The sequence below is a fragment of the Mediterraneibacter gnavus ATCC 29149 genome, from assembly GCF_008121495.1.
Classification (GTDB): Bacteria; Bacillota; Clostridia; order Lachnospirales; family Lachnospiraceae; genus Mediterraneibacter; species Mediterraneibacter gnavus.
Window position 1 is genome coordinate 497837 of sequence record NZ_CP043051.1, and the last position, 21271, is coordinate 519107.

General features: G+C 37.5%; 21 protein-coding genes, 2 tRNA genes and 1 pseudogene. 13 read left to right on the plus strand and 11 right to left on the minus strand.

Going from position 1 to position 21271, the window contains the following annotated elements; genetic code table 11:
• Nucleotides 1-41 precede the first annotated feature (41 nt).
• The gene (locus tag FXV78_RS02465; protein ID WP_004843515.1) at nucleotides 42-1217 is read right to left on the minus strand and encodes a PP-loop family protein; all 1176 of its coding nucleotides are present in this window, start codon (nucleotides 1215-1217) and stop codon (nucleotides 42-44) included.
• 232 nt (nucleotides 1218-1449) lie between these two features.
• Here FXV78_RS02465 and FXV78_RS02470 point away from each other — a divergent pair, with 232 nt between their 5' ends.
• Nucleotides 1450-2241: a 7beta-hydroxysteroid dehydrogenase gene (locus FXV78_RS02470; RefSeq protein WP_004843516.1), complete on the plus strand. Its 792-nt coding sequence runs from the start codon at nucleotides 1450-1452 to the stop codon at nucleotides 2239-2241.
• 546 nt (nucleotides 2242-2787) lie between these two features.
• Here the strand turns inward: FXV78_RS02470 and FXV78_RS02475 are convergent.
• The gene (locus FXV78_RS02475) at nucleotides 2788-4083 is read right to left on the minus strand and encodes a tyrosine-type recombinase/integrase (RefSeq protein ID WP_004843517.1); all 1296 of its coding nucleotides are present in this window, start codon (nucleotides 4081-4083) and stop codon (nucleotides 2788-2790) included.
• Between the two features lie 86 nt (nucleotides 4084-4169).
• On the minus strand, nucleotides 4170-4799 hold the full coding sequence (locus tag FXV78_RS02480) for a helix-turn-helix domain-containing protein (RefSeq protein ID WP_004843518.1): 630 nt from the start codon (nucleotides 4797-4799) through the stop codon (nucleotides 4170-4172).
• A gap of 171 nt (nucleotides 4800-4970) precedes the next feature.
• On the opposite strand from FXV78_RS02480, the gene FXV78_RS02485 reads away from it, so the two are divergent.
• The 8 genes from FXV78_RS02485 (at nucleotide 4971) to FXV78_RS02525 (ending at nucleotide 11847) form a co-directional block, all read left to right on the plus strand.
• Nucleotides 4971-5201 (plus strand): helix-turn-helix domain-containing protein, encoded by a 231-nt coding sequence (locus tag FXV78_RS02485; RefSeq protein ID WP_004843519.1) that lies wholly within the window; start codon nucleotides 4971-4973, stop codon nucleotides 5199-5201.
• A 140-nt stretch (nucleotides 5202-5341) separates the two neighbouring features.
• Nucleotides 5342-5656: a hypothetical protein gene (locus tag FXV78_RS02490; protein ID WP_004843520.1), complete on the plus strand. Its 315-nt coding sequence runs from the start codon at nucleotides 5342-5344 to the stop codon at nucleotides 5654-5656.
• A gap of 325 nt (nucleotides 5657-5981) precedes the next feature.
• The gene (locus tag FXV78_RS02500) at nucleotides 5982-7703 is read left to right on the plus strand and encodes a MobA/MobL family protein (RefSeq protein WP_039959853.1); all 1722 of its coding nucleotides are present in this window, start codon (nucleotides 5982-5984) and stop codon (nucleotides 7701-7703) included.
• The gene (locus tag FXV78_RS02505; protein ID WP_004843523.1) at nucleotides 7642-8376 is read left to right on the plus strand and encodes a DUF6040 family protein; all 735 of its coding nucleotides are present in this window, start codon (nucleotides 7642-7644) and stop codon (nucleotides 8374-8376) included. The genes FXV78_RS02500 and FXV78_RS02505 overlap by 62 nt, the downstream gene beginning before the upstream one ends.
• 63 nt (nucleotides 8377-8439) lie before the next feature.
• Nucleotides 8440-8784: a broad-spectrum bacteriocin mediterrocin MdcF gene (gene mdcF, locus FXV78_RS02510; RefSeq protein ID WP_005608346.1), complete on the plus strand. Its 345-nt coding sequence runs from the start codon at nucleotides 8440-8442 to the stop codon at nucleotides 8782-8784.
• Between the two features lie 67 nt (nucleotides 8785-8851).
• Nucleotides 8852-9301: a hypothetical protein gene (locus FXV78_RS02515; RefSeq protein WP_004843525.1), complete on the plus strand. Its 450-nt coding sequence runs from the start codon at nucleotides 8852-8854 to the stop codon at nucleotides 9299-9301.
• On the plus strand, nucleotides 9302-11242 hold the full coding sequence (locus tag FXV78_RS02520) for a DUF1430 domain-containing protein (protein WP_004843526.1): 1941 nt from the start codon (nucleotides 9302-9304) through the stop codon (nucleotides 11240-11242).
• A complete protein-coding gene (locus FXV78_RS02525; protein ID WP_004843527.1) occupies nucleotides 11239-11847 on the plus strand; it encodes an ATP-binding cassette domain-containing protein in 609 nt (202 codons plus the stop codon). Before FXV78_RS02520 ends, FXV78_RS02525 begins: the two co-directional genes overlap by 4 nt.
• 150 nt (nucleotides 11848-11997) lie before the next feature.
• On the opposite strand, the gene FXV78_RS02530 is transcribed toward FXV78_RS02525, so the two are convergent.
• The 3 genes from FXV78_RS02530 to FXV78_RS02540 form a co-directional block, all read right to left on the minus strand.
• The gene (locus FXV78_RS02530) at nucleotides 11998-12234 is read right to left on the minus strand and encodes a DUF6061 family protein (RefSeq protein WP_004843528.1); all 237 of its coding nucleotides are present in this window, start codon (nucleotides 12232-12234) and stop codon (nucleotides 11998-12000) included.
• Between the two features lie 331 nt (nucleotides 12235-12565).
• Nucleotides 12566-12979: a GNAT family N-acetyltransferase gene (locus FXV78_RS02535; protein ID WP_330371137.1), complete on the minus strand. Its 414-nt coding sequence runs from the start codon at nucleotides 12977-12979 to the stop codon at nucleotides 12566-12568.
• A gap of 181 nt (nucleotides 12980-13160) precedes the next feature.
• Nucleotides 13161-13376, minus strand: a complete 216-nt coding sequence (locus FXV78_RS02540; RefSeq protein ID WP_004614640.1) for a helix-turn-helix domain-containing protein — start codon at nucleotides 13374-13376, stop codon at nucleotides 13161-13163.
• A 114-nt stretch (nucleotides 13377-13490) separates the two neighbouring features.
• Between FXV78_RS02540 and FXV78_RS02545 the strand changes: the two genes are divergently transcribed.
• Nucleotides 13491-13799 (plus strand): hypothetical protein, encoded by a 309-nt coding sequence (locus tag FXV78_RS02545; RefSeq protein WP_039959858.1) that lies wholly within the window; start codon nucleotides 13491-13493, stop codon nucleotides 13797-13799.
• Between the two features lie 183 nt (nucleotides 13800-13982).
• Here the strand turns inward: FXV78_RS02545 and FXV78_RS02550 are convergent, their stop codons facing one another.
• Nucleotides 13983-14399 carry a helix-turn-helix domain-containing protein gene (locus FXV78_RS02550; protein WP_004614642.1) on the minus strand — a complete coding sequence of 139 codons (417 nt, stop codon included), beginning with the start codon at nucleotides 14397-14399 and terminating at the stop codon, nucleotides 13983-13985.
• A 161-nt stretch (nucleotides 14400-14560) separates the two neighbouring features.
• Between FXV78_RS02550 and FXV78_RS02555 the strand changes: the two genes are divergently transcribed.
• The 3 genes from FXV78_RS02555 (at nucleotide 14561) to FXV78_RS02565 (ending at nucleotide 17189) form a co-directional block, all read left to right on the plus strand.
• Nucleotides 14561-14881 (plus strand): hypothetical protein, encoded by a 321-nt coding sequence (locus tag FXV78_RS02555; RefSeq protein WP_004614643.1) that lies wholly within the window; start codon nucleotides 14561-14563, stop codon nucleotides 14879-14881.
• Nucleotides 14882-15052: 171 nt separating this feature from the next.
• Nucleotides 15053-15877 carry a rolling circle replication-associated protein gene (locus FXV78_RS02560; RefSeq protein WP_004614644.1) on the plus strand — a complete coding sequence of 275 codons (825 nt, stop codon included), beginning with the start codon at nucleotides 15053-15055 and terminating at the stop codon, nucleotides 15875-15877.
• Between the two features lie 40 nt (nucleotides 15878-15917).
• Nucleotides 15918-17189 (plus strand): tyrosine-type recombinase/integrase, encoded by a 1272-nt coding sequence (locus FXV78_RS02565; protein WP_179974618.1) that lies wholly within the window; start codon nucleotides 15918-15920, stop codon nucleotides 17187-17189.
• A 69-nt stretch (nucleotides 17190-17258) separates the two neighbouring features.
• Here FXV78_RS02565 and FXV78_RS02570 read toward each other — a convergent pair.
• The 4 genes and pseudogenes from FXV78_RS02570 to FXV78_RS02590 all read right to left on the minus strand — a co-directional run bounded on the left by FXV78_RS02570 (nucleotide 17259) and on the right by FXV78_RS02590 (nucleotide 21270).
• Nucleotides 17259-17332: transfer RNA gene (locus FXV78_RS02570), tRNA-Pro, on the minus strand.
• Nucleotides 17333-17362: 30 nt separating this feature from the next.
• Nucleotides 17363-17433: transfer RNA gene (locus FXV78_RS02575), tRNA-Gln, on the minus strand.
• 157 nt (nucleotides 17434-17590) lie between these two features.
• Complete coding sequence (locus tag FXV78_RS02580) at nucleotides 17591-19834, minus strand: glycoside hydrolase family 2 protein (protein WP_004843532.1); 2244 nt, start codon at nucleotides 19832-19834, stop codon at nucleotides 17591-17593.
• A pseudogene (locus FXV78_RS02590) lies at nucleotides 19831-21270 on the minus strand (MFS transporter). The gene FXV78_RS02580 and the pseudogene FXV78_RS02590 overlap by 4 nt, the downstream one beginning before the upstream one ends.
• Nucleotide 21271 lies beyond the last annotated feature (1 nt).

The following is a 21271-nucleotide window of genomic DNA, read 5'->3' on the forward strand; positions in this document are numbered from 1 at the left end:
TTTTTATTTTTGATTTTTTGTATTTTTTTCAAATCCCATTTTTATGCTTTCTCATCATAGGATTCCAGAAAATGATGTTTGACTCCGTTTTCCTTGTATGCAATTACCGTACTCAAATTGACATTTTCCACACTCTTAAAAATATTTCCCTCTACATACGGGTTCGTTTCTTTCAGTTTTGCGATCAGGTGCTTGATTTCCATCCGTTTGGATGCACTGCTTCCATCCACACTGCAGGTACTGCATGTCTCGGTAAACCGGCAGGCGCACTGCAGAAAATGCAGATGATTGTAATCTCTCCAATGCTTGATATCATCTTCCCTTACCAGATACAGCGGACGAATCAGCTCCATCCCCTCAAAATTCGTGCTGTGCAGCTTCGGCATCATGGTCTGTACCTGCGCACCATACAACATTCCCATCAGGATTGTCTCAATCACATCATCATAGTGGTGTCCAAGTGCGATCTTGTTGCATCCAAGTTCTTTTGCCTTACTGTAGAGATGCCCTCTTCGCATTCTGGCACATAAATAACACGGAGATTTTTCCACATCAAACACCGCATCAAAAATATCAGACTCAAAAATTTTGATCGGAATCCCCATCATTTTTGCATTCTGTTCAATCAGTTTCCGGTTCAGTTCACTGTATCCCGGATCCATCACCAGATATTCCACCTCAAACGGAAACTTGTTGTGCTTTTTTAATTCCTGAAACAGCTTTGCCATCAGCATCGAATCTTTTCCACCGGAAATACAGACTGCAATCCTGTCCCCCTCCTGCACCAGCTCATATTCCCGAACTGCCTTGGCAAATCGCGAGAACAGTCTTTTGTGAAATTTTTTGCGGATACTTTTCTCAATCTCTTCTGCCCGCAAAAGTTCTTCACCTGATTCTTCCTCTTCCTTCTTCTGCTCAGCTTCCATCCGCTCTAACAACCACCTCGTATATCCGCCTTCCAGACTGACTGCATCATATCCTTTCTCCCGGAGCACTTCTGCACATTCTTCACTTAATGCCCCTCGCGTACAGTAAAGCACCAGCTTCTTTTCCTTATCCGCCGCATCCAGATTCTGCTCGATTGTTTCTGTCGGAAGCCACTCTGCCCCCGGAATCATTCCGTATGACATGGAAGCTTCATCCCGAATATCGATCAGGCGATAAGACTGCTCCGGCATGGATAAGAGCTCTTTATATTGTATATCCCACTCTTCCATCTTTTTCAAATGTATCCTTTCTATATTCCTACCATAGAAATAAGTTTAATAACCTTTTTTATTATACGGGTATTCTAAACAGTTGACAAGTAGCAGTTTTGTATAATCCTTTTCTGTATTATCAGAAGCTTAATACTGTTTCACTTATATCTGTGCTATAATATCAGTATAGTTGTGGATTTTTATTTTTCCACCGTACATTTAAAATATCATATATGAGAGGAGAATCAACATGACATTGAGAGAAAAATATGGAGAATGGGGAATTATTTTAGGCGCTACTGAAGGTGTCGGAAAAGCATTTTGTGAAAGGCTTGCCAAAGAAGGTATGAATGTCGTAATGGTCGGACGCCGTGAAGAAAAATTAAAAGAGCTCGGTGAGGAACTAAAAAACACTTATGAGATTGATTATAAAGTCGTAAAAGCAGACTTTTCGCTGCCAGATGCTACTGACAAAATTTTTGCTGCAACAGAAAATCTGGATATGGGATTTATGGCCTATGTAGCCTGCTTACACTCTTTTGGCAAAATCCAGGATACACCTTGGGAAAAGCATGAGGCAATGATCAACGTAAACGTTGTTACATTTATGAAATGCTTCTATCACTATATGAAAATCTTTGCTGCACAGGATCGCGGTGCTGTCATCAACGTATCTTCTATGACTGGAATTTCCAGTTCACCATGGAATGGCCAATATGGTGCAGGAAAGGCATTCATTTTAAAAATGACAGAGGCTGTTGCCTGTGAAACGGAAAAGACCAATGTTGATGTGGAAGTCATCACTTTGGGAACTACTCTGACACCAAGTCTTTTAAGCAACCTGCCTGGCGGACCACAGGGGGAAGCTGTTATGAAGACTGCTCAAACACCGGAAGAAGTTGTGGACGAAGCTTTTGAAAAATTAGGAAAAGAACTGTCTGTCATTTCCGGAGAGCGTAATAAAGCCAGCGTCCATGACTGGAAAGCGAATCATACAGAAGATGACTATATCCGCTATATGGGATCTTTCTATCAAGAATAATTATTGAAGTAATTAAATGAAAAATCAGAAAGCCATAAAAGTATTGTTTTTCAGTACTTTTATGGCTTTATCACGCATCTTTATACTAAAAAACCGTAAAGCCACATTTTATGTAACTTTACGGTTCTTTTCCAAAAGTCGGAGTGACGTGATTCGAACACGCGACCTCTACGGTCAACGAACAACGTATTTACGGGCTTTGTAAGGGGTATTTAAGAATCCCAACCAAAAGCCAACCAATGACAAATATAAACAAGCGACCTAAACGGTCAGAAAGGAAAACTTGTATATCCGTTTGTTCTAAAAGTTTATTAAATTCAATAGATTAGCTAAAAAACACTAGCCATAGGTGTTCCCTGTGGCTAATTTCCGCCATTGTGCCAAGCAAGATTATGTACTTAATTTTGACAAACTGGAATTTATATAATTATCTCTCTAACTTTCCCTATTTTATAGGCTTTCCCGCATGTCCATTAGTGAAATGATATGTAGTTTCCCTTATTTTTGCCCTTATGAGATAATCACAAGGGAAATAAGGGAAATTTTTTAGTCATTGCCCACCACTTTATCAAGAAGCCGAACCGATTTTCGTTTCGCATCTCTTGTGGAGTGAGCATAGACGTTCATTGTGGTACTGACATCTGAGTGTCCCAACAATTCCTGCACATCTTTTGGGGCTGCTCCATTTGCTAAAAGGTTGCTTGTATAGGTGTGACGTAACTGGTGGAAATGAAAGCCTTCAAATCCCTCTAATGTTTTTGCCACCTTTCTGCATACCGTTCCCAAAGTAGTCGGAAGTTCCAGGCAACCATCCGGTCTTAAGCAAACAAAAGAAATTTCTTTATAATCTGCTGGGACTTCCTCTGTTCTGTCTAAGCAGTAATATTCGTAGTACACTCTGTTTTTCTCTTTGACCTCTTTGTAGTAGTTCGTGTGATAAAGTTCTCCGTACTGCATTCGATTTTTTAACTGCTCTTTCCGGGCATTACGGAAAATCTCTACCAGTGTATCTCCAAAATCAACAACCCTTACTTTTTTCCGCTTGGTTGGTCCGATGATATATTTGCGCTTTGAGCCATCATATCGGATGCTGCGTCTTATGGTAAGGCATTGTTCTTCCAGATTTACGTCCTGCCATGCCAAACCGCAGGCTTCTCCAATACGAAGCCCGGCATAATAGGCTATCTGGATTGGAAGTATTGCGGCTGGGTTCTTTTTTTGCAGATAAGCAAGCAATCTTTCATAATCTTCTCGTGAAATTGGTTGGACATTTCCGTCCATATCCTCATCGGAAAACAAATCCACTTCATCCGTCTGATACCGCAGTTTAATATACTGCATGGGATTGAACGTAATATACTGCTTTGGAAATACTGCAAAACGGAAGGACTGCTGCATGACTGCGGAAAAAGAATGGATATAATCTTTGCTGTAACCCTTTCTCTCTTTTCCGTCGGGATGAACTCCCCCGAAGGAAAGCAAATCAAAGAAGGATTGCAAATGTTCAGAGGTTACATTTTTCAGTTTCCGTTCTGCCAATGGGTGTTTCTTGATATTTCGGATTGTTCCGAGGTAATTCTCCACCGTACCATTGCTGAGCGTACCTGTTTTTAATTCCTCCTCTGCCCACACATCCAAAAGCTGTCCGACTGTGAGATTTTCCGCTTTGGCAACAAATTTCTTTTTCTCATAATCATCCATTGCCTGACGGAGCAGCTTTTCAGTTTCACTTTTGCTTTCTGTTCCAACGCATTCTTTCTGAACAAGATTGCCGCTTGCGTCCTCTACATAGAAGCGGTAGTACCATTTCTTTCCTTTTTTTCTTACAGATCCTTTTGCCATAATCGTATGTCTCCTTTCGATATTAGACAATCGGAACTGATGAAATGCTTCGTGCGTGTAAGTATATCATAACTCCGGTTGTCTTACTATACCGATTCGGAATCTTCGTATAAGACTTCTGATAAAAGATTTGCAAGCCTTTGTTCTGCTGCTTTTGGTTTCTTGGAATAGAGCCTTACAACGTCTGCCATCTCATTAAAAGCATTGATGGTGTGAGTGATTTCCCTTAAGAACATAATCTCATTATATTCCTCATTCGATTCAAACCCTATTGTTTTGGCAATATCCGTCTGACCAGCATTTCCCTTGAAGTTTTTGCAGGCGAACTGGAAGGAATCCAAAAACAGACCATATTGTTTTAACATCAGCAGTAATAAATCTTTTGAAAAAGCATCTTCTTCTTTGGTAAGGGCAAGCGGTAACTGTTCCAGAATATCTCCCATCGCATCACGAATCTGTAACTCTCTCTTATCCGTAATGTCGGTTTCATATTCATCTGTTTCCCCTTTGAGCCATTCCACAGATACATGGAGTGCTTCCGAAAGACCTTCCAGCACCATTTTTTTCGTATTGTCAATCGAACCATTCTCATAACGCAGGATTGTAGAAGCGGTAACACCCATCTTTTCTGCGACATAAGGCTGTGTCAGATTCAATTCCAGACGGCGCTGTTTTACTCTGCTGCCTATCAGCTTGCGTAGTTCTTTATCTTTCATGCTGACTGCCTCCTTTTTCGGTATGTATGAATTATAGCATTGTTTTTCTATAATTGCAATATGCAATATAATATTTGTTTTTAATATTTCGTAACGCTTGACAAAAAGATGTGAAAAGGATATACTTACATCACAAGAATTGCATAATGCAATTTATAAGGAGGTGATTATATGACGCAAAGAAAAATTGCATTATCCATCGAAGAAGCTGCTGACTATACGGGAATCGGCAGAAATACCTTAAGACAGCTTGTAGAATGGAAGAAACTTCCAGTATTAAAGGTTGGTCGCAAAGTCCTGATTAAAACCGATATTCTGGAAATGTTTATGGAAGCTAATGAAGGTCGTGATTTGAGGGATAGAGGAAATGTAAAAGCCGTAACAAGAACTGCGGCAAATTAAAAAGGCGGCTTCCCAAGAAACCGCCAAAGGTTCTATCAGACCGAAGCCATGATATACCTACACGCAAGAAGATTATACCATGTGCTTCTTCTGATACGCAACCGAGAACTTATGTTTGTAAAAGAAAGGGGAATGTAATCATGGCAAAATCAACAAAAAGTTATGAAGAACGAATGCTTGAAATGGAAAAGAAGGAACAGGAAAGCCTTGAAAAAGCAAAACGATATGCAGTACAGAAGAAAGAACTTCTGAAACGAAAGAAAGCCGAAGAAAGTAAAAAACGAACCCATAGGCTCTGTCAGGTTGGCGGTGCGGTGGAATCCGTTCTCGGTGCGCCTATTGAGGAAGAGGACATCCCAAAGCTGATTGGTTTTCTGAAAAAGCAGGAAGCCAATGGGAAATTTTTTTCAAAGGCAATGCAGAAAGAAACAAATACCGATATGGAGGAAGTGTAATGGCGGGGGATGAGTTTTTCATTCCCTTCATTGCTTTTTCATGAAGGGCGCACTTATGGACAACCAGAGGTCGTCCCAATAAGTTTGCCACAAGTGGCAACCGGTCTTCGCTCACGCTTGCCGGGCTCGTTCCGTCGGCGGGGCTTTCAGCCAGACCTGCTCATGCCGCAGGAGGCACTCTTCGCCAGAGAGGCGCATTCCATGCAGGCTGCTATGCGCAGGGCACTCTTACGCAGAGGGCGTTCCGGCAATACTGCTTTTTCTAAAACTGAAAGCAATGTTGCCGGAAATCTATGCCGGATGTGCAGAAAGGAGGAATCCAGACATGGCGATTTTTCATTACACAGTCAAAATAGTCGGACGAAGTAAAGGGAAATCTGTTATCTCCGCTTCCGCATATCTCAATGGGGATGTGATGAAAAACGAGGAAACCGGGAGAATCAGTTATTACACTTCTAAAAAAGAAGTGATCTACACCAGTCTGATGATGTGCGAAAACGCACCTCCTGAATGGCAGATAGTACCAGAAGAAAATATAAAACGCTTTCAAAAATCTGTCCGATACAAAAGGTCAGAAGATAAAGAAGCTGCTTTAGAAAAATTTAAAATCACATTTCAGAAACAACGGTTATGGAATGAGGTATTGAAGATTGAAAAAAGTGCAGATGCCCAACTTGGCAGGTCATTTGAATTTGCCCTCCCAAAAGAATGGAGCAGACAGGAACAGATTCAATATACAGCCGACTATATCAAAAAAACATTTGTGGATAAGGGAATGTGTGCTGATTGGAGTATCCACGACAAAGGGGATGGCAATCCTCATGTCCATCTGCTTCTGACAATGCGCCCTTTTAACCCGGATCATTCTTGGGGGAAGAAAGAAGTCAAAGATTGGGGTTTTGTCAGAGATAAAAGCGGAAATATCGTGATTGATGAATCCCATCCGAACTGGTGGCAGGATAAGAAAAACCCTGACCGTCATGGAATCCGTATCCCTGTATTAGATGAAAACGGAATCCAGAAGATTGGTGCAAGAAACCGCCTGCAATGGAAACGGGTACTGACCGATGCTACGGGATGGAACAATCCAAAAAACTGTGAACTGTGGCGGAGCGAGTGGGCAAAGGTGTGTAATGAACATCTGCCTTTGCATAATCAGGTCGATCACCGTTCTTATGAAAAGCAGGGAAAACTCCAGATTCCTACCATCCATGAAGGTGCTGACGCAAGAAAGATTGAACAGAAGTTTCTTGCCGGGCAGGAAATAAAAGGTTCGTGGAAAGTAGCGGAAAATCAAATCATAAAACAACAAAACACGTTATTGCAAAAGATACTGGACACCTTTGGGAAAGTATCTGGTGCATTATCATTATGGAAGGAGCGATTAAATGACATTAGAAGAAAGCCGGGAAATTATACCCTTAATGGAATCTATGATTGGGCAAATCGAAGAACAGCAGACCTTAATGGCAGAAATGCTTCTGGAAATGCAGAACCGGGACACCCAACTCTCTCTTATGCAGGAACAGAATCAGAAATTGCAAAAATTAAACAGCGAGTTATCCGAGCTGCTCAACATTTTGCCAAATACCGAGGAACTGCTTTCCAAGATGGAAGAACAGAAAACGAAGATAGAACTTTTGGAAAACGAAAATCAGCAATGGCAGATATTGGCACAGAAGCTGAACAGCGAAAACAGTTTATTACTGAAACAGAACACCGAATTGCTGAACTGGAACAGCAGGTAGAGAAAGGACGTGATATAGATGAACGAATCCAGAGAATTAAAGAACGCCGAACAGTTGGAAGAACTTCTGCTCTTGACCGAGGAGATACAAGAAGAGTTGGAACAGAAAGACCAGCTTATCGTGGAACTGAAGACGCAGCTCAACGAATCTCTGACCTTGAACGAGAAATTAAACAAAGAGAACAGAGCCGGGAATATTCAAGCATTAAAGAACGACTTGAAGCTGGCAGACAGAGCATTGCGGAGCGAGAAAGAGAAGCTGCGAAGCGCAAACGTCACGATAGAGGAATGTCAAGATAAAATACGATGCTTAACACAACAACGGGATTATGCCCGGACACATCAGAAAATCGTAGAGATACCGGTAGAAAAGCCGGTACTCTATAAAAAATGCGAAGCCTGTGACCGGACAGCCTATCAGAATGCAAAAGCAAGATACGAAACACAAAAAGAGCAACTTGCAGGACAATATAAAGCAAAAACGGTAATGTTCCAAACAACCTTGTTCCTTCTTGCATGGTATTCGCTGACAACCACTCTTTTTCAGGCAGTACAGTCAGATGTGTTCCTTTCCGATTGCAAATCATTCTTCCATGATGCAGCATCATTCATACAAACTTTTATTGGTTGGACGATTGATGCCGGGCAATCTGTGGCACAAATCAGCACAAAAATTCCAAATGAGATTATAGCCGGAATCATATATTGGTTATTGCTGATATTGGTTGTGGGAATATGTGTGGCAGGGACAGGAATACTGGCGATACTGATAGAAATAAAGGTTATAGAATTATATAAGAAAAACTGTTGGGATGTTATTACCCTACTGATGATACTGACAAGTGCGGCTGTCATCATTTATTTTGGAGAAGTAATTAAAAAAGCATTATCAATAAATCTGTTGTTCTTTTGGTTAATTTTACAAGGAATATATCTTACAATTCGACGCTATATAAGTCAAGATACTGATTGACTAGATACAAAATATTTGATAAAATATAAATAGAAATACAGCAGATCAAAGGAGGTAAAACTTATGAGAGCAAAGAAAGTGATTGTAGGGGTAGCTATTAGTGCAATGTTAATTTCTTCATCAATTCCAGTAATGGCATTTTCTGTTACAAACGGGAATAAGACATTTGATAAAAAGTGGGAATTGAGCACTACATCTGATGGCGGAAAAGGTGTTTTGACTTATGGTTATAATACTCTTGCTATTAATGAAGATTATGCACACGCATATCATTCAACTAAAGATCATTACGCATATGTCAAAAATGGAAATGGTTCTTTTTCGGGTTCAAATGTTGGTAAAGGTAATTGGTCTAAAATTGAGGTTGCTCATAAAGGAAATAGTATTACCTACGGTAATAGCTACTAAACAAAGGTTCGGGATAATGGCTGAGTGGTTGGAATTCCAACCACTCTTTTTTGTGGAGTGTATATAAATGAAGAAAAAAATAAAATATATAGGAATTGTTTTGGTTATTTTGTTCTGTTGCTATAATTTATTTTGGTACTTCGGGAGTTATAAACCATATAACGAATTTCAGAAAGACTTCCCTGAAATAGAAGAATCTGGAGTAAAAATTTACACAGATAAAGATGGATTCCAGTATAGTGTGTCTGTCCCTGATTATTTGCTTTGGAATGGAAATCTTGCGATAGCTGAGTCAGATGTTCGATATGCACTAATTATTTGGATAAAACCATTTCACCAAGGAATAAGTCAAGGCGTGCTATTTAATGACTATAAGGATTTGAATACTCAAATTATGTTGTCAAGTAGCAAAAAAGCTGAAGATCAAGAAGATCAATGGATTGTTGATGAAAATAGCACAATATTGACTACGATATTTGAAAAAGCAAATAAAGTATGGAATCTGGGGTTGAAATAAATGAAAGCAATTAAAAACTTATGTTTGTTTTGTTTCCTGATTTTTGGAATACTTATGCAATCTGAAATATTTCAAGATCAGCTTTGGAACTTTTCTACAGCATATTTTACGTCATCACGCTATGAAGTTGCTAGTGAAGATATGTCGCAGTTTCTGAAAGATGTATCAGAAACTGCAACGGAGAATGATGTACATATTTTTTCTCAGTACAATGAAATCAATAATAAATACCTTTCAACACTTCATATTTATGGCGATGATAAAGTAATCAGACAAACATTAAAAAATACTGCAAACATAGAAGAATCAGAATATACCGCTTTAGTTTCCGGAATTACGAAAGTAAAATTTCATAATCTCTCAGAATTGCAAAGTACCTCTGTGGGTTATGAAAACTTTATCTCATACATAGGAAATGAGGACAATATTATCTCTGCATATCAGAAATTATCAGAAAAATATAGCTTAACTTATCCAGAATATTGGAATTCTACGGAAAAGGACATGATTTTTATTATATGGGGTATGATTATTGCATTGATGATTGTTCTAAATGTAATTGAAGTGGTTAGGCGAAAAAAAGAGGTTGTTGTACGAGTTTCCTTAGGAGAAAGTGCTGGTTTCATAGCATTTAAGGCTGCTTTATTCGATGTAACTTTTGACATTGCATTATTTATTGTTGCAAAAATATTGCTGTCAAATTATATATCGGGAGCATATGAGAATAGACTCGTCACAATTTTATATTCCATTGGAATTATTCTTTCCACTATTCCATATTGTTCTTTTTGCTTTTTTGATATTAGAAAGGCATTCGCAAATGCAACACACAAAAGAGGAGTGGATTTTTTAATTTATTCGTTAAAATTTATAGCAGGGGTAGCCGCTGTTTTTACAATTATCACTAATATTAGTAGTATTCATAATAACCTATTTACAAATGAACATTTGTTAGAAGAATATTATGATGCAAATTATTTTACCGTAAAGACTACTGATTTTAATGCTGAAAAAGAAGAAGCTTTTTGGAATAAACTATACAAGAATGAATATAACACATTAAAGCCTGTAATATGCTTGAATATTTTAAATGATAAAAATGATGTGATATATGTAAATAATCATGCAAAAGATATGTTACAAGGTTTTACGAAGCAGATAAATGCAGTAGAGAATGAATCTTCTGATTTGATTATTTTCATTCCAAAGAATAGATATTTTGCTAAAAACAAGCAATTAGCCTATGACTCCTTGAGCCATGTTTTAAATCATGATAATTTACAACAATTAAATATTCAGTACATAGAGTATAGCGAAACAGAATACTTTTCCTATTTAGATACAAGTAGAATAAATGGTATCGAAAAAAGCAAAAATCCGATAATTATTTATCAGGCAAACAAAGATTTAGCAGTCAATGGTGGGTATCTTGAAAGCTATAAAGCAGGAGCAGTTTTATTTCAATGTGATGAAAAACAGCTAAGAAATATCAGCAAAAAGTATGAAGATATGCTTGGAAATTATCAGCTAGTAATTACAAACGTACATGAACAGTATTTATATAATCACACATTTTTAATAAAACTCGTGGGATTTTTAAGTTCTCTTTGTACGATTGTATTGCTTTTAAATATTATGATTATTGTTACCGTAAGTAGACTAGAGTTCCGAGAAAATGCAATGAAAATTTCCTTGATGAAAATCTTTGGATATAGTTTATTTGAACGGCACAAAACACTTCTTAAAATGATTGTAGTGGAAAATTTTGTGATATTAGTAGGTATGCTTATCTATTCTTTATTATCGGTACAGACTGAAGTAGGAATTAGCATTCTTGTTAGTTCATTTATGGCACTAATAGAATTTACAATTATTTTCTTTAATATCACAATTGTTGAAAAAACAAACATACCGAAATCATTAAAAGGAGGTTGCTTATGATAATAATTGAAAATCTATGCAAAGCATATAATGATAAAATTTTGTTCAAAAATTTTCATTTGGAAATTCCAGATAGCAGTTTTTTGGTAATTAGTGGCGAAAGTGGATGCGGAAAAAGTACTTTACTTAATATGATTGGAGGTATTGAAACTCCTGACAAAGGTTCTATTATTGTGAATGGTTTTGATGTGACAAAAAAAGGAAAAAAGCAGAAATATTTCAAAGAAGTTGTTGGATTTTTATTTCAAAATTTTGCCCTTTTGGAAAACAAAACAGTAAAAGAAAATCTAGAAATAATAAAAAAATCAGGTAGAACGGATATTTTAATAAATGAAGCTCTTGAAAAAGTTGGTTTACAGAAAGTAATTAACAAAAAAGTCTATCAATTATCTGGTGGCGAACAGCAGAGAGTTGCGTTAGCTCGTTTAATGCTAAAGAAATGTTCGATTGTATTAGCAGACGAACCAACTGGTTCCTTAGACAAAAAAAATAGTGAGATTGTTATGAATATATTGCATGAGTTAAGTGAACAGGGAAAAACAGTTATTGTTGTAACTCATAGTGAAGAAATTGTAGCACAAGAAAAGCATGTTCTATATTTATAATACCCATAATAGAAGAATATGTTCTTTCGGGAGACACCTCCTCTAAGAACATATTCTTTTGGTTAAAATTGATTATAAAGATACTTTTACTTCAGTATATTCGCTATATTGATGGGATATATATTTGCATATTATTTATATGGATAAGAATTATAACTCTAGTGAGTCTTCTGCATCTACCCACATCTGTAAATTACCCTCAAGATATAATCTTGCATATTCCAAAGGCTCATCCACAGCCAATGAAGTAAGCGCACATTCTGATCCGTATGTGGTTTTTAGATTTTTTTCAGCTTTCCAGCAATCAATGCGAAGCATATATCCGGCACTTGTGTAAACATCAATACTATCGTGATTTATGTTGTATTCTGCATAAATTGTTCTCATCGTATCTTATCTCCATTTTCTTTTAATAATCAGTTATAGAGTTAAATATCGAAAACATTTCAATCAGTTCACCATGTCGTTATTGTTATACTGTGTTATGAAATTTTCTTTCCCTTATTTTTTCCCATATTAAGGTTCATGAAAACCAATGTGAGAATATAACACAAGGGAAAGAGTAAGGGAAAGCTCACTTGCTACAAACTTAGTATTTTCAAGGGTTTGCGAAGAATTTGATAATTAAATATAACAGTTATTAAATTTCCTAAAATATGTGAAATATCAACTGTAAGTTGTCGAGTTTTATATATTGACCAAAAGTTTGATTTAAGAACTATAAGACTTTTTTCAAATAATATCTATAATGCTTTTCTGGACAATTTTCTAATATACCAAATACAATATACCCTTGCTTCTCATAAAATTCTTTGGCTTGAAAATCAAATGTATCAAGATGAATAAGTTTAGCACCTTTTGATTTAGCATCATTTTCAACTTCTTCTAAAAGTAAGCTACCAAGTTTTTTCCCTCTATAACTAGAATCGACCCACAATGTATCAACATAAACTACATTCCAACAATACATCCTTGCTACAATACCAGCAACAATCTTATCATCCTTACCGATTTTCTTGCTTAAATCTATGAAATTTTCTTTCTGTTTAGCCTCAACCTGAGATAGATTATATTCCACCAGTCTTTCAATAATATAATCCTGTTCTTTCTTTGAACATACATCAATTTTCATAATATAATTTCCTTTCATATAATAAATCGGATTTGTCCAGATTTACAAATTCTATTTGCTTAACTTTCACTACTCACAGTATAATTCGATTTTATAAAATACACAAGTAAAAAGGTATGAGAGACTTTCACACCTCCGCATACCCTTTTATCCATTCCATGCCAATAACAGCAACAGCTCGTTATTCTTTTACATAACAAATCAATTCGCCAACTTCACAATCAAAATAATCACATAACTTACAAATCAAATTTGCATCCAGCCTTTGAAATTCATTTCTGCAATATCTGTTAAAATTTGACCTCGGAATATCCAACTCTTTGCAAATGGTATTCTTACTGATATCCCGTTCTTTCAACAGTTCTTCTATCCTTAACTCTAAATGTCCATAATTCATATACATCACCCCTACACAAAGTATATTTAATAAATCTTTATGTAGTAATTCACTATACAGCGAGGTACTATATAGTTATCCCCTTAGGGATTTAAGAAAGAGAGGTGCATACACATGAAAATAAAAGTCATAACTACATTTTTATTGTTCTGTCTAATTGCCGGAATCTGCTATTACATCAGTCTGCCCGATTACCATGTCCGTAACAGCATGTCATTCAGTAATCAAGGCACACGAGACACGGAGCTAACTGTTATTGTTTACAAATATTGGGGAATTGATGAGACTATTCGTAAAATCGAAACAGAACACAACAAGATTAACGGCACTCCTACTACCCTTGAAATCAATCTCTATTATTCTGCATGGCTGATTCGTTATGGAGAGAAACCCTTTAAAACCGTTGTTTTTGAATATGACTAAGAAAAAGAATAACAGACAACACTTTCGCAATCGTGCTGTCTGCTATTCTCTGTATACTTTCCACATCTAGTTCTTTCTTGTTCGTGTTCTTTCAAAAACCAACGTTCCGAAGGATGCCCAGAGCGACGGTTCCTAACAGGGCGGCGGGTCGGCTGGGCAAGTGGACGCCTTAGATTACTTCTGCTATTTCGTCACATATTCGATTGGACTATCTTCAATTCCCTCATATTTCTTTATAGTAAGAAGATTGTTAATAAAGTCTAATACCTTGTTTGTATCTTCATCATCCAGTAGGTCCAACTTAGTCAAGATATCAATGTCTGTTTGATTTTCCACTTGTATTGATATGGGTTCTGACATATCCACAACCGCTTTAAATTTTTTCTTTCTGTGAACCACATCAATATCTGTAGTCAATCCCATAACATGACTTTTGCTTACGCCAAACAGTTGTGATAACCTATCCCATATAGAATCATCCCTTGGAGTTCCATTCCCATTTTCATAGTTAGTCAGCATACTTTGTGAAATTCCCAACTCTTTTGCCAATTCCGCAACTGTGATGTTATTTTCTTTTCTCAATTCTTTTATTTTATTCATCGCAATCCTCCTTGTTTATGCTCATTATATTTCAATGTTTTCACTCTGTCAATCTTTTTATCGGATATTAAGATATTTCTCTTGACATCGCTTATTCTGTGCTGTATTATAATAAATATCTGAATATCAGATAATCAAATATTTTAAGGAGGTCATATTTATTGATTAGAGGAACTGATTTCATTTTAAACCCGGACAAACTGGAGGAACAATTTCAATTAGTCGAAGTATCTGAATGGATTGACTACAACACCAAAGAGAAACTAGGCTTCTACTACACTGTTCTTTTTCCAAAGCTGAAATTTGAGAAAATCAAAGTTGGCGTTAAAAATGCCAATCAGCTTGTGTCTAATGAAGAATTGGAGCAAAGAGGACAAGTGACCGTTTCATTTGAGGGACTACATACATGGGCGAGTCTTTATAATGGACGCTTATCCGTCAAAGCAGAAGCTGCCAATATCAGAAAAGCCGGAACAAAATAGTTCCCTAAAGGGGGCAGATAGTCAGTGCCGGACAACGTCATAAGGTGCTGACTATCTGCACCATTTAAGGAAACAGATATCGTTCTATCTTTACTTGATATATAAAACAACATCTTCCGAAAAATCGGAGTAGAAACAAGCACATACAAAATAGGATACGAGGTGAATTTCGTGGGCAAAGCAAAACAATGTTTTGTATACAATACGAAAATCATTGAAACTCCTACTACGAAAGAAGTGTATTTCTATGAAACTCCAATTTACAGCCATTCAAATTCAGATTCAAAAACAAGTAATACACAAGCACATAAACGTAAAGTATTTGATGAAATGTCGGCTCATAAGCAATATGACAGTTTAAAGCGCAAGCAAAAACACTATGAGCAAACCCGTTGGGAGATTGCCCGTATTGTTGACTGCAATTTTGATAACAAGACCAAATTTTTAACGCTGACATTCCGAGAGAATATTCAAGACATCACTATAACCAACAAGGAATTTAAGTATTTTATACAACGATTAAATTACTATCTGTATCAAACCAAAGTCCAGACATTGAAATATATTGCAACGTGGGAGAAACAGAAACGTGGAGCAATCCACTACCATGTTATTTTCTTTGATTTTCCGTTTGTGGCAAAGGAAAAACTACAAGATTTATGGACGTATGGATTTATCAAAATAAACCGCATTGATGTAGACAGCATGGAGAACAGAGGACGTTATTTAAGCAAATATTTTGGTAAAGACCTAGAGTTAAAGGAACACAAAAAAAAGGCATTTTTCAAATCTCAAAACCTTAAAATGCCAATTGAACAAAAGTTAATGCTTACAGATGATATTCTACAGGATTTAACACAAGAGAATGTCGTCTTTCAGAAAGAATATACCAGACAGGTGTATGATACAAAATCTATCATTACAAACGGCTCACCCCTTAAAGACAGCAGTGTTACATATCTGAAAATTAAAAAGGGGCGTGATTGTACTGGCTAAACTGAACGCCCTTGAAATCCTGCAATATGAGAAAGCCATTATGTCGAGAGCAGATTCAATAAAGATATTGTATCAAGAATTAAAAACTGGTATACTTTCGCTAACGGATATACAAGAACAGGTTGATATGAATAAAAAACAAGTTCTTGATTTACACAAAAAAATGTATAACTACTGGCAAGGAAAAAATGGTAAGTGGTACAGCTATTTACCAAAAGAGGGGGTTGAACCGCCAAAGGGAAAGCAGATTGAGAGTGTCAACGAGGAAAAATTGAATAGTAAAATCATAGAGTATTATGTCATTGAGGAATCCCGAAAAAAGCAGGAAAAGACTTGCCCTACTTTCCTAGAAGTCTATTACATGTGGCGAAGTATTAAGGATTTAGAATTAGACGATAACTCAATCTATAAGTTTAATACTGACTGCAAACGTTTCTTTGTTGGTACAGACTTTGCTGAGATGCCTATTAATCAGATTAATGAGAACACAATAAAAGTTTTTATGTTGGAAACCATCAAGCGACTTGAATTGTGCAAAGAAACCACACGTAAGTTTTTCAGCTATATAAAAAACGTGATTAGATACGCAAGAATTGAAAAAATTATCACAGATAATCCAGTGGAATTTCTTGAGCCTAAGGACTTTACAAAACATTGTGGAGAAATTGAAGTATCTGACTGCGATAAATACTATACCGATACTGAACTTGCTATTATCTTAAAAGCCTTGCATGGATATTATAGGGAGAACCCTTTATATATGCCGCCTTATGCCATAGAATTAGCAATGTACACGGGTATGAGGGTTAGTGAGCTATCAACCTTGAAATGGTCTGATATCAATGATATCTGCATCAGTATCAATAAATCTGCAAAACACAATCGGTTAAAAAATGAATTTTCTGTTGGTAAGACTAAAACCAAGAAATCAAGAGCCTATCCGGTTGACGGACAGATTAATCACTTATTGGCACGCATCAAGCGAGTACAAGAAGAACATGGAATTTTATGTGAATGGATTTTCACGGATGGCAATGGAAGTTATACCCATGCAAGAAACATAACTGACTGCATGACACGGTTATGCCGGGAAAACAAATTAAACGGTGGTGGTATCACTAAGCTACGGAAAACAACCAGTTCCGACTTACAAGCTAAAGGCACACCAAAATCAGTGGTCGCAAGTATGTTAGGACATACTACCGAGGTCAACGAGAAGTATTATACCTATGACACTTCAAACCTTGCCGAAAAGAAAAAGATTATCCAAGAGCGAAATGCCAAATTTAAGAATCTGGCACACACTGGATAATCCCAACCAAAGCCAACCAACTTTTTCAACACCTAAAAAATGAAAAACCCCCATAAAATGGGGGTAAAATCGGAGTGACGTGATTCGAACACGCGACCTCTACGTCCCGAACGTAGCGCTCTACCAAGCTGAGCCACACTCCGATATAAGATAAGAAATTCTTATCTTATAACCTACGGATAGAGGACTCGAACCTCTACTAACAGAGTCAGAGTCTGCTGTGCTGCCATTACACCAATCCGCATCACCTCATGTTTCGTCTCTGTCAGACGCAACATAGTTATTATATCCACATGTATAAAAAAAGTCAATACCTTTTTTATATTTTTTGTTTTTATTTAATAAAGGTGATTGAGTGTGAACAGTAACGAATAGGGCCGACCATCACGCCGGCCCATTCTTTAAGAATTTTTTACATGCCTTAATTGCTCATTGAGCATATTTAACATTTCAGGTGTAATTGCTGGTCCGATCATTTTCGCAAGCTCTACGAATGTCAACGAACGAATTGAATTCTGCACACTCTCAGTCAGTAACGCTTTACCACCTTCTCCAAACGAGATAAACAACCCATTCAGAATTTCATTGCCTTTCTCTGTATCCAGTATTGTCCCTATCTCATCATATACAGACAGAAAGCCCTGTGTTGCTTCAAGCTTCTTTTTTTCTCCATACTCATCCAGGAACCAGTTGACTCCGTCATTTTCGCCGGACTCCAGAATATACTCTGCCTCCAATCCATCTGTATGAGTAAAAGCGGCCTCGTCTTCGCAAACCTTCTCATCTCCGCAATAACCATAAATTGTAATTTGGTGATTTTGAGTTAATTTAATACCTTCAAACAGGAAACAATATGTCCCTTTTTGTTCTTGGATCCGTTTTCCATCCATCCAAAGTTCCGCCTTTTCGATTCCTGTGGCGTATACTTTTATTGTTGTAGTGTCTCCCGGTCTTTTTTGAAAACGCTTTGAACAGATGTGCACAAACGGTTTTTCTGTCCAATATGCTTTATAAAGATAAAATGCATCCTTTTTAATTTTCCGATCATATGTAACCAGACCTTTTGTATTACGCCCTTGTGTGCCACCTTCTTTTCTCTTATCTGCCGCAAAATCGAACATATTCCACACAAAGCTGCACCAGAGATACGGTCGTTCCTGTATTGCCTGAAGCATTTTTTCGTGATAATAAGACTGGTACTCTTCCGTATAATCCTGACGTTTCGGAGCATCCGAATGATATTGAACATTGGTATCTGCGCCATATTCCGAAATTCCCATGCACATATCAGAATTTTCTTTATGGAGAGAGTCCATCCACGCTCCGCAGTCCTCTACTTTTCCTGCATACCATCCCATATAAACATTATAGGCCGATAAATCTGTAATCTTGTTCTGTTCACTTTGGCTCTCCACAGTTGTCAGATTTGCAAGCACTGTTTTTCGGGACGGGTCCAGCTTGTGGCATAATTTCTGCAGAATCCTCTGATTTTCCACAAGTTCATCAGACTCTTCCCCCATCGTGATTTCATTACTGATCCCCCAAAAGCAAATACTTGGATGATTATAATTCTGCATAATCAATTCCCGCATCTGTCGTACAGTATCCTCTTTTGCTTCTTTCGTATTTATAAAACGAGAAATAAATGGAATTTCCGCCCAAACTACCATACCTAACTCATCACAAAAATCATAAAAACTCTGTGCATGCTGATAATGTGCCAGTCTTACTGCTGTAGCTCCTATTTCATGAATCAACATCGCATCTTCTCTTTGATCTTCCTCGCTGATTGCCCATCCTTTTCCTTGTCGGTCCTGATGTCTGGAAACTCCGCGCAAAGGATAACTCTCCTGATTCAGGAAGAATCCTGTTTCAGCATCCACATAAAATTCCCGAATACCAAATCGGGTACTTACCTCATCACCGGAACCTTCCATGATCATTTTCGCTGTATATAAATAGGGATCTTTTTTCCCATTCCATACTCTTGGATTATCTATGAAAAACACTTTTTCAGGTTTCTCTGTATTTGCTTCCAGAATAATCTCCCCTTCTCCATTCCGTATCTGCACCTTATATGCTTCACTTTGCCCGCCTGATACCTTTCCCTGCACCAGAACTTCTGCTTTTCCATCTTCGTTTAGGTGTGAAGTCACATAAATCCCGGGACCTCCATATTCTTCCAATTCAAAATGCCGTTCAGGTACAACCAGTAAATTTACACCTCGATACAAACCACCGAAAAAGGTAAAGTCCGCAAATTGCGGATATGTATCCTGACTTTCCGAATTATCTACTGCAATTGCAAGAATATTCTCCTTTTCTTCCAATCTTTCCGTCAAACGAATCCGAAACAGCGAAAATCCTCCGATATGATGCCCGATCTCTGCTCCATTGAGATACACATGTGCAGTCTGACTTGCAGCCGGAACCTCCAAATAAATTTCATCGCCCTGAGGACGCTCCAGTTTTCGAACATACCAGCATTCTCTTCTGTCATAATAATCGTCCCCATCTGCCCCGTCTTCTGCATTCCACGTATGAGGCAGTGTTATCTCCTGCATTGCCGAAAAATCGGGTGCTGTCAGATTTGGTCTTTCTTTTGTAAAAAACCAATTTTCATTAATTTCTATTTTTCGTCTCATTCTTCGTCTCCTGTTTCACCAATCAATTCCACATTGGAACGTCCCAGTTTCTTTTCCAGCTCTAATGTCTTGTTTTTATCCAGCGGATACACAAACCGCAAACAAATGTATTGGGCAGCAACACAAACTGCATATACCAGACCGATCAGAATCAATACATTTCTTGCCACATCTACACTCTGCTGTGCCCCCAGATTCTCATCATATCCTGTTAAGATCAACAAGAACGAAACAATCGATACTCCCACTCCCTGAGCCAGTTTTCTTCCCAGAGAATACGTTGCATATATAGTTCCCTCTTCTCATTTTCCTGTCTGTAATTCTTGATAATCCACACTGTCCGCCACAAGTGCCCACACAACAGTCGAGAAAAAAATACAGGAACTGTTTATGAGTACTGCTAAGATAATATAAATCATCATTCCCGTATTGTCAGGTGTTATCGGAAGAAATACAATTCCTGCTGCCGCCAAAATTCCAATCAGCATTGGGGCTGCTGCAGCTTCACGTTTTCCGAAGCGCTGTACTGTCGGTTTTACCAGTGGTATTACAATTAAAGATGGAATCATTGTTGCAAGCCCCAGAATACCGGATAATTTTGCATTTTTAAAATAACTCTGAAATACAATCTGGTTCGCGCTGGAAAGCCCTATCTGCATGATGATCAGCGCAATGGATGCAATCGTAATCGCTACAACTGCTTTATTTTTCAAAAAAGCGCTTAATGACTCGAAATAATTAAATTTCACTTTTTCCTGAGGTTCATGGGAGACAGCCACTCTCTCCACAGTCCCTTTGATCAGAATCTGAAATGCCGCAAAACCAATGATTCCAAGCACTAACGCCACAATAAACATTCTGCTTCCGATCAGATTGTTATCCTTATCGTAACATAATAACGGTAAAGTAATCAAAACAACAATATTCGCGATCATTGATCCGATTCCGCGGTAAGTTGACAACTGTGCTCTCTCTGTCGGATCTGTAGTAATAGCTGCATTCATTGCTCCATAAGGTACATTGACAACAGTATATGCCATATCCCAGATCAGGTATCCCACAACACATACCAGTACCTTAATCGGATAAGGTGCACTTGGGATCGGCAGAAAACATAACGCTCCTGAAAATAACAGTACAAAAGATCCATAATAAATATAAGTTTTAAATTTTCCTCTTTTTCCCGGTTTCAACGCATCCATTAATGCTCCCATGATCGGATCATTAATCGCATCCCAGATTTTCAAAAGCAAAATAATGATTCCCCATGTTCCTAAATCCAGCCCAATATACTGTGTATAAAACAGCATCAAATAGCTGTTCAGCGCAAAACTCATATTGCACCCTAAATCTCCCATTGCATATGACCATTTATCCTTCGCTCCAAACGGTCTTTGTCTGTTGACTTTGTTCATTTTCATCTTCCTCCTAATCATA

Coding starts and splice junctions, on each gene's coding strand:
- FXV78_RS02465 (WP_004843515.1), bottom strand. CDS start 1,217: ATGGAAGAGTGGGATATACAATATAAAGAGCTCTTATCCATGCCGGAG.
- FXV78_RS02490 (WP_004843520.1), top strand. CDS start 5,342: ATGGCAAAATCAACAAAAAGTTATGAAGAACGAATGCTTGAAATGGAA.
- FXV78_RS02525 (WP_004843527.1), top strand. CDS start 11,239: ATGATAATAATTGAAAATCTATGCAAAGCATATAATGATAAAATTTTG.
- FXV78_RS02530 (WP_004843528.1), bottom strand. CDS start 12,234: ATGAGAACAATTTATGCAGAATACAACATAAATCACGATAGTATTGAT.
- mdcF (WP_005608346.1), top strand. CDS start 8,440: ATGAGAGCAAAGAAAGTGATTGTAGGGGTAGCTATTAGTGCAATGTTA.
- FXV78_RS02535 (WP_330371137.1), bottom strand. CDS start 12,979: ATGAAAATTGATGTATGTTCAAAGAAAGAACAGGATTATATTATTGAA.
- FXV78_RS02580 (WP_004843532.1), bottom strand. CDS start 19,834: ATGAGACGAAAAATAGAAATTAATGAAAATTGGTTTTTTACAAAAGAA.
- FXV78_RS02475 (WP_004843517.1), bottom strand. CDS start 4,083: ATGGCAAAAGGATCTGTAAGAAAAAAAGGAAAGAAATGGTACTACCGC.
- FXV78_RS02540 (WP_004614640.1), bottom strand. CDS start 13,376: ATGAATTATGGACATTTAGAGTTAAGGATAGAAGAACTGTTGAAAGAA.
- FXV78_RS02565 (WP_179974618.1), top strand. CDS start 15,918: ATGTCGAGAGCAGATTCAATAAAGATATTGTATCAAGAATTAAAAACT.
- FXV78_RS02550 (WP_004614642.1), bottom strand. CDS start 14,399: ATGAATAAAATAAAAGAATTGAGAAAAGAAAATAACATCACAGTTGCG.
- FXV78_RS02545 (WP_039959858.1), top strand. CDS start 13,491: ATGAAAATAAAAGTCATAACTACATTTTTATTGTTCTGTCTAATTGCC.
- FXV78_RS02470 (WP_004843516.1), top strand. CDS start 1,450: ATGACATTGAGAGAAAAATATGGAGAATGGGGAATTATTTTAGGCGCT.
- FXV78_RS02515 (WP_004843525.1), top strand. CDS start 8,852: ATGAAGAAAAAAATAAAATATATAGGAATTGTTTTGGTTATTTTGTTC.
- FXV78_RS02480 (WP_004843518.1), bottom strand. CDS start 4,799: ATGAAAGATAAAGAACTACGCAAGCTGATAGGCAGCAGAGTAAAACAG.
- FXV78_RS02520 (WP_004843526.1), top strand. CDS start 9,302: ATGAAAGCAATTAAAAACTTATGTTTGTTTTGTTTCCTGATTTTTGGA.
- FXV78_RS02500 (WP_039959853.1), top strand. CDS start 5,982: ATGGCGATTTTTCATTACACAGTCAAAATAGTCGGACGAAGTAAAGGG.
- FXV78_RS02485 (WP_004843519.1), top strand. CDS start 4,971: ATGACGCAAAGAAAAATTGCATTATCCATCGAAGAAGCTGCTGACTAT.